The organism is Streptomyces ureilyticus, assembly GCF_011045025.1.
In the GTDB taxonomy this organism is placed as follows: domain Bacteria; phylum Actinomycetota; class Actinomycetes; order Streptomycetales; family Streptomycetaceae; genus Streptomyces; species Streptomyces ureilyticus.
In genome coordinates this window covers 21783-33062 of sequence record NZ_JAAKZX010000101.1, presented here as the reverse complement: position 1 = coordinate 33062, position 11280 = coordinate 21783, and the positions used below count along the sequence as shown (strand labels likewise).

9 protein-coding genes and 2 pseudogenes are annotated in these 11280 nt (G+C 68.7%); 3 read left to right on the top strand and 8 right to left on the bottom strand.

From position 1 onward, the window contains the following. Positions 1 to 48: 48 nt before the first annotated feature. The 4 genes from G6048_RS27645 to G6048_RS27630 form a co-directional block, all read right to left on the bottom strand. Complete coding sequence (locus G6048_RS27645; RefSeq protein WP_165342299.1) at positions 49 to 1494, bottom strand: aldehyde dehydrogenase; 1446 nt, start codon at positions 1492 to 1494, stop codon at positions 49 to 51. 813 nt (positions 1495 to 2307) lie between these two features. Then, entirely contained in the window at positions 2308 to 3306 is a 999-nt protein-coding gene (locus G6048_RS27640; protein WP_165342298.1) for an ABC transporter permease, read from the bottom strand. Continuing rightward, positions 3303 to 5069, bottom strand: a complete 1767-nt coding sequence (locus G6048_RS49985; RefSeq protein WP_235990384.1) for a sugar ABC transporter ATP-binding protein — start codon at positions 5067 to 5069, stop codon at positions 3303 to 3305. The genes G6048_RS27640 and G6048_RS49985 overlap by 4 nt, the downstream gene beginning before the upstream one ends. Before the next feature lie 9 nt (positions 5070 to 5078). Continuing rightward, positions 5079 to 6119 (bottom strand): sugar ABC transporter substrate-binding protein, encoded by a 1041-nt coding sequence (locus G6048_RS27630; RefSeq protein ID WP_165342297.1) that lies wholly within the window; start codon positions 6117 to 6119, stop codon positions 5079 to 5081. A gap of 505 nt (positions 6120 to 6624) precedes the next feature. Between G6048_RS27630 and G6048_RS27625 the strand changes: the two genes are divergently transcribed. From G6048_RS27625 to G6048_RS49975, 3 genes and pseudogenes are all read left to right on the top strand, one after another. Then, positions 6625 to 7017 (top strand): hypothetical protein, encoded by a 393-nt coding sequence (locus G6048_RS27625; RefSeq protein WP_165342296.1) that lies wholly within the window; start codon positions 6625 to 6627, stop codon positions 7015 to 7017. 415 nt (positions 7018 to 7432) lie between these two features. Further along, a pseudogene (locus G6048_RS49980) lies at positions 7433 to 7687 on the top strand (DUF2637 domain-containing protein); the annotation flags it as partial. Between the two features lie 67 nt (positions 7688 to 7754). Next, on the top strand, positions 7755 to 8108 hold the full coding sequence (locus G6048_RS49975) for a hypothetical protein (RefSeq protein WP_235990387.1): 354 nt from the start codon (positions 7755 to 7757) through the stop codon (positions 8106 to 8108). Positions 8109 to 8278: 170 nt separating this feature from the next. On the opposite strand, the pseudogene G6048_RS49970 reads toward G6048_RS49975, so the two are convergent. The 4 genes and pseudogenes from G6048_RS49970 to G6048_RS27600 all read right to left on the bottom strand — a co-directional run. Beyond that, positions 8279 to 8428 (bottom strand): annotated as a pseudogene (locus tag G6048_RS49970) (transposase family protein); the annotation flags it as partial. A gap of 265 nt (positions 8429 to 8693) precedes the next feature. Further along, positions 8694 to 9083, bottom strand: a complete 390-nt coding sequence (locus G6048_RS27610) for a hypothetical protein (protein WP_165342295.1) — start codon at positions 9081 to 9083, stop codon at positions 8694 to 8696. Between the two features lie 20 nt (positions 9084 to 9103). Beyond that, positions 9104 to 9916, bottom strand: coding sequence for an FHA domain-containing protein (locus G6048_RS27605; RefSeq protein ID WP_165342294.1), 813 nt, complete (start codon positions 9914 to 9916; stop codon positions 9104 to 9106). 504 nt (positions 9917 to 10420) lie between these two features. Next, the gene (locus tag G6048_RS27600) at positions 10421 to 11254 is read right to left on the bottom strand and encodes an AfsR/SARP family transcriptional regulator (RefSeq protein ID WP_165342293.1); all 834 of its coding nucleotides are present in this window, start codon (positions 11252 to 11254) and stop codon (positions 10421 to 10423) included. Between the last annotated feature and the right edge of the window lie 26 nt (positions 11255 to 11280).

The following is an 11280-nucleotide window of genomic DNA, read 5'->3' as shown; positions in this document are numbered from 1 at the left end:
AAGAGACAGCCATAGCGGTCGGGGCCCCTCTCTCTGCGCTCGCCGTGCTCAGCAGTAGACCGACTGGATCTGCAGGTACGACTCCAGGCCCTCGGGCCCGAGTTCACTGCCCAGCCCGCTCGCCTTGACGCCGCCGAAGGGAGCGACGGGGTCGGGAAGGTAGCGGTTCACACCGATGGTGCCGGTCCGCACGCGCCGGGCGACGGCCGCTCCCCGCTCGGGGTCCGAGGTCCAGACGGTGCCGCCGAGGCCGTAGTCGGAGTCATTGGCGATATGGACGGCGTCTTCGACGTCGTCGTACGGGATCACGCAGAGCACGGGCCCGAAGATCTCCTCCTGCGCGACGACGAAGCCGTTGTCGACGTCGGCGAAGACCGTGGGCTCCACGAACCAGCCCTTGTCCAGGTCGGCGGGGCGTCCACCGCCGGTGGTGAGGCGGGCGCCTTCGCTGCGCCCCTTCGCGATGTAGCCCTCGACGCGGTCCCGTTGCTGCGGGGTGGCCATCGGACCGATGAGGGTGCGCTCGTCCAGTGCGTCCCCCACGGGCAGGGTGCGGACCAGGTGGGTGACCAGGTCGACGACCTCGGTGTAGCGGCTGCGGGGGGCCAGGATGCGGGTGCTGAGGAAGCATGTCTGGCCGTTGTTCGTCAGCGTGGCGGCGACCAGGTCCTGCCCGATCCTCGCCGGGTCCAGTACGGCGTCGTCCAGGACGATGCCCGCCGACTTGCCCCCGAGTTCCAGGGTCACCGGGCGCAGCAGCCGGCCACAGGTCTCGGCGATGGCCCGGCCGGCCGCCGTGGAACCGGTGAACGCCACCTTGTCCACCCCGGGGTGGGACACGAGATGAGCACCGGCCTCGCGGCCGCCCGGCACGACATTCAGCACTCCAGCCGGGACACCGGCCGCCTCGGCCGCCTCGGCCACGAGGAACGAATCGAGCATGGCCTCCGGGGAGGGCTTGAGGACCACCGTGCACCCGGCGGCCATCGCCGGTGCGATCTTGAACATGGACAGCACCTGCGGGTAATTCCACGGCACGATCGCCGCCACGACCCCGACCGGAACCCTGCGCACCTCCACCGAGCCACCGAGCAGCCCGGCCCGTACCTCGGTGAAGGCTGTCGTGCGGGCCAGCCCGGCGTAATAGCGCAGCACCGCGGTCGGATAGCCGACCTCCAGCTGCCGGGCCATGCTGATCGGCAGACCGTTCTGGCTGCTGACCAGCGTCGCGATACGGTCCGCCCGCGCTTCGAGTTGCGCGGCGAAGCGCTCCATGACGTCGGCGCGGCGCTCCGGTTCCCAACTCGCCCATCCTCCGGGCTCGTCGCAGGCCCGGCGCGCGGCGTCGACCGCGCGGTCGACGTCCGCCTCCAACCCTTCGGGCACGCTGCCGAGAGCGTCCTCCGTGCTCGGGTTGACAGCGGTGATGAGACGGCTGCTGGAGGGCCGTACCCACTCCCCGCCGATGTAGAGCTGTTCGTAACGATGGTCCATCAGTACTCTCCTGGGCGATCCGGCACCCGCTCCGGAATCGGGTACGGGGCTTTCCTCGACCCTCGCCCGATCCACCGGTCGGTGCGTGCCGGTGGGTGCACGGGTAGTCACCAGGGAATGCATGGACGCGAACGACGCCGTCACGTCTCCGCGACCTGAGTTCGCACCGCGCTGACAAGCTGCCTTCGCCTTGGACCGGCCGATGGCCTGGCTCACGACTCGCCGGGCAGCCCCGCTCTTGGTGGCCTCCGCCCCACAGAGTGTGGGATGCCTTTATGGCCTGTTCACCGGAGATGGGGACCCGCAGCCCCGAGCCGGATCGGCGGTCCCCCCCCCCAGCAGCACACGCCACCGCGCCCGTGGAGTCGAAGATGAACTCCAGCATGGGCCGGGGGCGGTCGAGCGCGACCTGCTTCTGGTCGGGCGGGGACGTGGGGTGGACGAAGACGGGCGTGCACCTGCGGTTCAGCTCTTCGAGCAGGCGTCCCAGGAGCGGGTTCCCGAGGTACATGCCGTGCGCGTTGGTCTTGAACGTGACCCCGTCGCTGCCGAGCTGGTCCATGGCGTGTGCGTCGGTCGCCGGCTGGATCCGAACCCAGCGGCTGGAGCGCTGTGCGCGCGACCTGGCAGACCCCGAATACCGGCGCCAGGCCCCCAGGGCCGCCCGCCGGGGCGGGTGGCCACCAAGTCACGGCCGGAGCGGTCACTGACAGTGGGGAGCGGTGCGTTGCCGGTCAGGAACGGGCGGGCCGAGGCCGGAAGTTCTGCCTCGGCCGGGCCCATGAGTCCTGCGGTCGCTCACGACGGCGGCCGTCACCGGGTCCTCCGAGGACCGAAGTAGGCGAGTGCCGCGCCCGCCACCAGCGCCACTCCCTGGGCCATCAGCTGCCAGAACGTCGGCACACCCAGCAGCGTGAGCCCGTTCTGCAGAGCGCCCAGGAACAGCACGCCGAGCAACACGCCGAAGACCGAGCCGGAGCCCCCGCTGAGGGCCACCCCGCCGAGCAGCACGGCGGTGAGCACCGTCAGTTCGAACCCGGCACCCGAGGTCCCGGAGACAGCACTGTCGAGCACCGACGCCCTGATGGCCCCGGTCAGCGCCGCCGCGGCTCCGGTGATCACAAACAGGAGGAACGGGATGCGACGAGTGTTTATACCGGAGAGATAGGCGGCCTCCCGGTTGACCCCGATAGCGAACACATGCCGCCCGCCCGGCGTCAAAGCCAGGAACATCGCCCCTGTCACAACTACGAGCGCGGCGATGACGACAGGCGCGGCGACCCCGGCGATCCGGGCACCTCCCAGCCAGGCGAAACCCGTTCCGAAGTCACTCAGCGGCAGCGGAAACAGCTGCTGCGCCAGCCCCCGTACGGCGGTGAGCATGCCCAGCGTCACGATGAACGCCGACAGCCCGAGATAGCAGCACAGGATCCCGTTCACGGCACCGACCGCCGCGCCGACTGCCAGCCCACCGAGCACGGCCACTGCGGGAGACTGCCCTTGCGTCCCCGCGAGCCAGCCGGCCGCCAGCCCGCCGAGGGCGAGCGTCGAACCGACCGACAGATCGAGGTAGCCGCTGATGACCAGCAGGGCCAGTGGCACGGCGACGATGGCTGTGGTGGCCGCGTCGGTGGCGATCCCCCGCAGATTCGCTGCGTCGAGGAAACTGCCTGTGGACAGCTGGAAGACCAGCACCATCAGGGCGAGCACGATGGTCAGCGGATGGCGCTGAACGGTTGTCAGACCCCTCGTCCCGAGCACGCGCGGGCTCTGCGGTGTTCTCGGGGCCGTGTCGGCTGTTGTGGTGCTCATGCTGCTCCTTCTGCGGGGGTGTCGTGGACGGCCGACAGCAGGGCCTCTTCGGTGAGTTGGGCACCCGCCAGCTCACCGATCACCCGTCCGCGGGCCACAATCAGACAGCGGTGGGCGAGCGCCACGACCTCCTCGGGATCGCTGGAGGCGAAGAGCACCGCGGTCCGCTTCTCGGCAGCGAGTCCGGCCACCACTCGGTAGATCTCCTGGCGGGCCCCGACGTCCACGCCCTGGGTCGGCTCGTCGAGCAGCAGGACATTGGTCCTGCTGCGCTCGTTGACCCAGCGTCCGAGGACGAGTTTTTGCTGATTGCCCCCGGAGTAGGCCGCCGCGGGCAGCTTGGGCCGCGCCGGACGCAGACTGACAGCCGCAGCCACCGCGTCGAAGGTCCGCCGCTCGGCCCTGACGGACCGCAGAACTCCCCGCGCGAGGGAACGTAGGCCCGGAAGCAGCACGTTGTCCTGCGCGGTGAGTGTCGCGAACAGTCCCTGGGCACGTCGGTCCGCGGGCACCAGGGCGATCCCGGCGGCCAGTGCCTCGGCGGGCCGAGCAGGTGCGACGGCCCTGCCCCCGAGCCGCACACTCCCGGCCGACTTGTGTCGTCTGCCGAACAGGGTCTCGAGGATGCGCGTACGACCGGACCCGATGAGTCCGTACATCCCGACGATCTCGCCTTCGGCGACGTCGAACCCCACCGGCCCGAACCCGGCCCCGGCCAGCCCCTCCACCGTCAGGCCGGGGTGACCGGCCGTGGCCGCCGCCGGGTCCGGGGCCTTGTCATCCACGACTGAGGCCGGGTCCCGGTGGGGGACCGAGGACGGGCCGTCCGGCACCGACCGGCTCGGAACAGCTGGACGTCCCGGCGCCGACGACCCTGCGGGCGGAGTGACTTCGGAGTTCCGGGGTCCGGACCGGGCGTCGAGGGCCCCGGACCCGCCGCTCGCCTCGGGACGGCTTTGTGGACCGGCGCTGTCGTCGGACGGGCCGTGGCCCCGCTCGGTCGCTCCTGCGCGGCCGGGCCGGGGCGGCGGACTGCCGCTTGCCCGCCCCATGATCGTGGTGACCAGTTGCCTGCGGCTGTGTCCCGACGCCGTCGAGTGGTAGTCGACCCGCCCGTCGCGCAGCACGGTCACCGCGTCCGCGAGCCGTTCCACCTCCGACAGCAGATGCGTGACGTAGACGATCGCCAACCCTTGGGTGCGCAGGTCCTCCACACGGGCCGCCAAGGCGTCGCTCTCGGCGCCGGACAGCGCGGCGGTGGGTTCGTCCAGGACGAGGACCGAGGCGTTGCGGCTGAGAGCCTTCGCGATCTCCACCAACTGCCGCTGGCCCATCGGTAGGCCACCGACCCGGTCGCGGGGCGCGCAGCCGGCGGCGACCCGTTCCAGCAGCCCAGCGGCGAGCGTCTCCTGAGCGCGGCGGTTGACCGCGCCGTACCGGATCCGCTCCTGGCCGAGGAATATGTTCTCGGCGACCGTGAGCGAGTCGACGACGCTCAGCGTCTGGAAAATGATCGCCACACCCGCCGCGATGGACTCGCGCGGGTTCAGCCGCGCGTAGGAGGTGCCGCCCACCTCGATCATGCCCGCGTCCGGCGCGAACGCGCCGCCGAGACACTTGATCAGGGTGGACTTGCCCGCACCGTTGTGGCCGAGCAGGGCGTGGACCTGACCCGCCGGCACGGTCAGGTCCACGTTGTCGAGGGCCTTGGCACCGCCGAAGGACTTGCTCAGCCCTCGGATCCGCAGATTCGCCACCGTCATGGGAAGGGCCTACGCGCTCTGGGCGAGCAGCGCGTCGATCTTCGCGCCGTCGCTCCGCCGGAGCAGGGTGATCGGCACATTCACGCTCGGATTCGGCTTCCCGGCGGCGACCGCGCGCGGTACGTCGACGACGGCGGAGGCGATGTCCTTCAGCGCGAGGGCCGCGGAGGCCCGGTAGAAGGTGCCCTCCTTGATCGCGAGAAGGGAGGGCGTGGAGCCGTCCTGGCCGCCGACAAAGGTCTTGGCGTCGTCCTTCTTTCGTCCCGCCTGCTGGAGCGCTTTGAAGCCGCCGTACGCGCCCGAGTCCGTCACCCCCAGAATGATGTTGAGATCGGGGTGCTTTGCCAGGATCGCGTTGGACTTCGACAGAGCCGTGTCCGGATCGATGGCCTGCTCTTCGGCGACCACGTCGACGCCGGGCGCGAGCTTGGTGAAGGCGTCGATCATGCCCTTGGTACGCTCGCGGCCCAACTGGATGGTGCTGTCGGTCAGGAACGCGATCTTCCCCTTCCCGCCGAGCTCCTCCTCGGCCCATTTCGCCGCCGCCTCGCCCAGGAGCGTGCCGCCCTCCAGGAAGCTGAACTGGATGTCCGCGCTCTGGTTCTCCAGCGAGCCGCCGTAGGTGACCCAGATCAGCCCTGCGTCCAGCGCCTGCCGGGCGATCTTCTCGGTGGCCTCGAAGATCATCGGGAACGACACGATCGCAGGCACTTGCTGGGCGATCCAGGCATTGAGATTGGTGGCCTGGGCGTCGGGATTGCTCGCGTCGTTCGTCGTCGCCAGAGAGATGTCGTGCTTTTGGGCGGCCGCCGTGGAGAGCTTGACGAGGCTGGCGTAGAGCGGGAGTTGGGTGTACGGGTAGTCGAAGCCGATCTTGGCGAGGTTTTGGACGGCCGTCGGAGAGCCGCTGTCGTCCTTTGCCGAGGCGGCTGTTGTTTCCTGCGGGCCCGCACAGCCTGTGGCGGCCAGGGCGGTGGCCGCCATCGCCCCGCCGGACCAGGCCAGGAACTGTCTGCGTGAAGCGGGGGCGGAAAGGGGCGGCTTGACCATTGCAGGACCTCCGAGATGGGTGGATGCCCCTCCTTGTGATGCGGCACGATGCGGGGCGTGCGGGTGACATTAAGTCGACGGGCCCTGCCGCCACATCGGCAGAACAACCGATACGCGCGGCTTGTCCGGCGCCCCGCACCAGCTGCGCCCGCACCACCTCGGACCGTGTCAGACGCGGTTGGTTTGCGGAGTGGCGTAGAGCAGCGCGGGGCTGCCGCCTGACCGAGAAAGGCCCGATAGGGGCGCACGGCACGTCCGTGATCATGGGCCACACCAGCGGGATCGGCGGGGATTCACCCATGACACCGGTCGCGGTGACGGGGAAGGGGTCGATGCGGAGCAGCAGCGGGCGCGGCACCAGCGGCAGTCGGCACTGCGCACGGCCGTCGCGGACTGCACGGCCAGGAGCCGACGCCTGGTCCGGAACCTGGAACAGCTGGAGCGGCCCGACCCGGGCCTCCTCCACGAGATCGCGGCACGACATACCGAGCTGCGGGCGCAGCAGATGGACCTTCAACAGCAGCTCATCACCGAGATGAACAACGAGGCAGGCGAACACGAGCGGTACCGGGAAGGAGTGCGCGTACCACTCAGTCAGGTTCCGGTGACAGCAGCCCAGCTGTCGCGTCTGCCGGACGAGCTGTCCCGGCCGCTCTTCGACGCCCTGCACCTGAAGGTTCGCTACGACGGCCATACCGGCGATGCCTTGTGCGGGATGGTCCTTCCCTTCGCCGTCACGAACGACGCGCCACACCGGACCCCGGAGAGCGAGGCTCGCGCCGTCCGCTGCGAAGTCGCTGTCGCAGACGGTGCGGATTTCGCAGCGCTGCAAGAGCGGCAGCTGCAGGCGATGGCGAGGGTGCTGGCCTGGCTGGCGGACCGAGGGGGCGGCGCATAGACGCGGTCGCGACGACGCGCACGAAGCCGTCAAGAAGGAGCGAACTCCCTGATCAGCTCGTATGGCAGAGCGTGACGGAAGTGCTTGCTGCCAGCTACCCCGTATGGTTCGAATCTGCGCACGTCGCCAATGGCGTCCCAAGATCGCTGAGGCCCGCCCCTCACCTGCGGCAATGCCATGTGCGGGCATGCTGCAGACGAGAGGTGATCCTCCTCCGCGGCTGACTTGCTGTGCACCAGAGGAAGTCCCGCAGGCAGGGCCCATGTCGGCCCTGACCTGCGAAAACACGTTGATGTGATCTGGTGCCCCCGGCGGGGCCACATGCAGATAGTTGCAGGGCACACCAGCGGGTTCTTGTTGGGCGGCTGGTGGTGGAGGGGCGGTTTCGTCCTGCGGCCTGGGATGGGTCGGTGTGATGGGCGACTCCGACGTGGGGTCGGTCCCGGGCGAAGGTCCGCGCCGGGCGGCGAGGGGCGAGTCGCCTGATCTTGATGCGTGGCTGCGGTGTGGCTGTGCGTTGGTGGTCGCGCGGGTTGCGGCGTATGCCTCGTACGTCCATCAGCGGGATTTCGCTCTGCAGGGTGGCGCGGATGAGGTGAGCGCGTCGTTGTGGCCGCTGTCGGTGGATGGTTTGTTGCTGCTGGCGACGGTCGGTCTGCTGAAGCCCTCCGGGGGTGGTGGCCGTCGGGCACGGTACGTCGTGTGGCTGGCTGTTGTGCTGGGGATCGTGGTGTCTTTTGGCGGCGAATATCGCGGCCGCGCCGGTGCTGGCCTGGAAGCCGGTGCTGGTGGCCGGGTGGCCGCCGGTCGCGCTGCTGCTGTCGGTGGAGTTGTTGGCGCACCGGCCGGCGGGTCAGGCGCAGACGGAGTCTGGTGGTGGGGACGATACCGAGGGCGGTGTCGGCCGTGATCGCGCTCGGGACGATCCGCTGCTGGAGCGGGCCCGGCGCGTGGACGCCCGGCACAGGGAGCTGCACCAACGCCCGGTCTCGGCCGAGTCGCTACGTAGGGAACTGCGGATCGGCGCGGACCGGTCGAGGCAGTTGGTGGCGCTGGTGCGTGCGAGCCGTAACGGCAGCGTTCGAGGTTGAGGACCAAGCGGATTCGGCGTTGGTGTGCCCCACGCAGAACCGCCGGGAGGACCGGTGGCGTTGTTGCTCACGCCATGCACGTGCTCGCCCGGCGGCGCGTCGTCTTTGGGTTTCTTCGGCGGGGCGCTGACCTGGGCGGGGAACGCGTTGGCCAGGCCCCGGTAGCCCTTGTCGACCTCCGCCTTGGCCTTCGGGTGCCAGCGGAACTGTTGAGCGATGCCCTCGGTACGAACGGCCGTCTGGTCGTGCATCCGGCCGGGCCGGACCACTCCGCTGAACAGGGTGCGGTCTTGTGCGTCGCTGAAGGTGGTGGTCTTGATGGTGTTCTGCTTCTTGCTGCCGGAGACGAACGCCTTGCTGCCGGAGACGAACGCCTTGCGGCCGGGGCGGCCCGCGCGGGCGAGGGGCCTGCACCACGCTCACTGTCTCCTGCGTGATCACCAGCTGCGAGAGTGTCTCCCGTTCGTCCTCAAGTCGATCGGTCAACTCGGCGACCCACCCTTGGAGTTCCTCCACCTGGACGCGGTGAGGGCGGGTGACCCACTGGCTGGTCGGTGATCCGGCTCTCGGGCCTGGATTCGGTCGTTACCGTGCGATGGCGTGGAGGACCGAGTCGCCGATCGGGCCCAGCCAGGCCGCGAACGACGACAGCACCCCGGCCAGAGCCCCGCCGGCGGTGACCACCGCGCCCGCTGAGGCCAGCAGGCTGGTGATCCTGACCAGGCGCTGGGCCACGGTGGGACGGTCGGGCGCTGGGGAGCCGAGCTCGGCGTTCAGGTATGCGACCTCGCCGTTTACCTGCCGGGCGATGTCGGGCGGGAGGCTCACCCGCTCGAGTTCGGCGCACAACGTGCCGAGCAGGGCCCGGGGGTCCGCCGCGGCGGTGAGGTGTCCTTGCTGGCCGCCGTGGATGGTCTGGTCACCCGTGACGTTGTTGATGCTGCCGCCTTGTTGGTTCCCGATGTTGAAGGTCACCGGAGGTCCTCTCACATGCGTCAGTAACGGCGCGACGCCGCCACTTCGTACGAACGTCGACGGGATGCGGTGACGATGTGCATCACCAGCCCGATGACCATCAGGAAAATACCGAGGAGTGCGGCCGCCCAGCCGAAAAGGAATACAGGTATGCCGTTGATCTGGGTTCCCAGAACGTCCTCTGGAGTGGGCCACTTGTCGGGATCATCGGGTATGGGCTCGCCGATTCGGCCCATGAAGCGCAGGATTCCCCAAGCGAAGTAGGCAAAGCCACTCGTGAAGATTGCCAAGCCGAGCAGAATGAGTCTCTTGGCTCTGGTGCGGGCCGCGGCGATCTGCTGGAGGAAGCTCTCCCGTCTTTGGTCGATGTACTGATGTCCGCCGACGTTGTTGATGTGCGCGCCGTGCTGCTGCCCTACATCGAACCGAGGAGCGCGGTTCACCACCGGCACACGGTTTACCACCGGCATCAGCGCGGTGCCCTCGCCGGCCCGGCCCCTCTGGGGGGTGCCGTCCGGGTCGTCGTACCGGATGCTCACGTTGCCCACAGTGAGGACGTCACCGTTCTGCAGCGTCCAAGGGGATTGCAAAGGCTCGTTGTTCACCTGGGTGCCGTTGGCGGAGCCGAGGTCCTCCAGCACCACGTATCGGCCTGAGCGGCTCAGTGCGGCATGTGTGCCGCTGACGTACGGGTCGTCGAGGCGGATGTCGCAGCCGGGATCCCGGCCCAGGATCGACCGGACACCGGTCAGGTGGAGAGTGGAGCCGCTCAGGTGTGGAGGATGCGTGAAGGTGAGTCGGGGATCTGAGCTACCGGATGGATAACTCGTCATGATCCCACCCCCGTTGGGACGAGATGGAGAAACTAGTCTAGTCCCGGAGGGGGTTGAGTAAGTCACGCAGAAGCGAGCTTTCTACAACATAAGTCGCCATGGCGCGAGGGTTGGGCAGTCGGCCTGTCAACCCGATGGGCTCTGTGGTGAGTTGATTGACGGTGTCGCTGAAGGGTGGGCTGCCGGACCGGTCAATTCTCCAGCTACCCGACTCCATCAGACCCGGGCAGACCACCTCCACCAGACCCGGAGCTCTTCACCGTTCGTGGGTACCTACGCCCTGAGTCCCCAGACGGAAAGACAGGGATGCGTAACGCACGCCAGTCATGTTGATCAACGATCCTGAAGATCTCATCATCCACGGGCTGCGGAGGCGATCGCTATTTCTCAAGCGGTTGGGTTCGGGGCGTCATGAGACGTGGGTCATGATTCTCGGCATCAACAGGAAGACCTGGCCGCCGCCCCAACTCTCTGGATAGATCCGGGGACGACGTCGTGGCACTCTTAAGGCCGCTGAGGCGGCTGAACTCGGTCCGCGTGGACAGCGCTGCTGGTACGACTGGCCGGTTCATCTACGTGGGACATGCGGAACCGGACCTGGTCCAACGGCACGCCATCCAGCTGCTTCGCGACTATGGGCCCGCCCGCTGGCCAAGGCACCCGGCCCATCAGTGCGTTGGAGGGGGTCAGTTGCATCTCGTCCCAGAGGAGCCGTACGTACTGCTCGACTTGTCTGCGGGCCTCCACGACATTGCCTTCAGCCAGGTGGATTTCGACCAACGCGGCACGGGCTGATTCCTGTAGGGGTTCCGCGGTGATCGCCGTGTAGGCGGCGTTGAGGGCCGGCACGAAACGACCAAGCCGGCGCAGCCGGTGTGACAGCGCCACGAGGGCGTGAATCCGGACCTGGCGGATGCGTTCCCGTTCCACGATCAGCCAGTCCTCCTCCCAACCCGGCAGGAGGTCTGCGACGAGGCCTGTGGTCGCCGTGTCGTCCGGTTCGAGGTCGCTGTCCTCGTTGAGCAGACGTCCGGCTTGGCTCAGGCTGCGCTCGACGTCTACTTCGACGAGTGCGTCGAGGTAGACGTGAGCGCGGTCGGCGTGCACGAGGCGGTCGTCTGCCTGTCGAATCCGCCAGATCGCCGTGCGCAGGCTCGCCTGGGCGCGTGGGCGCGGGCCGTCGCACCAGAGTTGCTCGGCCAACGCCGTGCGGTGCTGCGTCATGCCGGACGGGCGCGACAGTGCCAGGAACGCCACCACCCGCTGGGCGTGGGCCGGTAGCTCGACTTCGTGTTGCCCGATGTTGAGCCGGAAGCCGTTGAGGAGGTGAACCAGCATGGGAGCAGAGCAGGTTGCGGAATTGG

Excerpts from the sequence above, each read along its gene's own strand:
- G6048_RS27605 (WP_165342294.1), bottom strand. The coding sequence starts at position 9,916 with ATGACGAGTTATCCATCCGGTAGCTCAGATCCCCGACTCACCTTCACG.
- G6048_RS27625 (WP_165342296.1), top strand. The coding sequence starts at position 6,625 with ATGGACCTTCAACAGCAGCTCATCACCGAGATGAACAACGAGGCAGGC.
- G6048_RS27600 (WP_165342293.1), bottom strand. The coding sequence starts at position 11,254 with ATGCTGGTTCACCTCCTCAACGGCTTCCGGCTCAACATCGGGCAACAC.
- G6048_RS49985 (WP_235990384.1), bottom strand. The coding sequence starts at position 5,069 with ATGACGGTGGCGAATCTGCGGATCCGAGGGCTGAGCAAGTCCTTCGGC.
- G6048_RS27630 (WP_165342297.1), bottom strand. The coding sequence starts at position 6,119 with ATGGTCAAGCCGCCCCTTTCCGCCCCCGCTTCACGCAGACAGTTCCTG.
- G6048_RS27640 (WP_165342298.1), bottom strand. The coding sequence starts at position 3,306 with ATGAGCACCACAACAGCCGACACGGCCCCGAGAACACCGCAGAGCCCG.
- G6048_RS27645 (WP_165342299.1), bottom strand. The coding sequence starts at position 1,494 with ATGGACCATCGTTACGAACAGCTCTACATCGGCGGGGAGTGGGTACGG.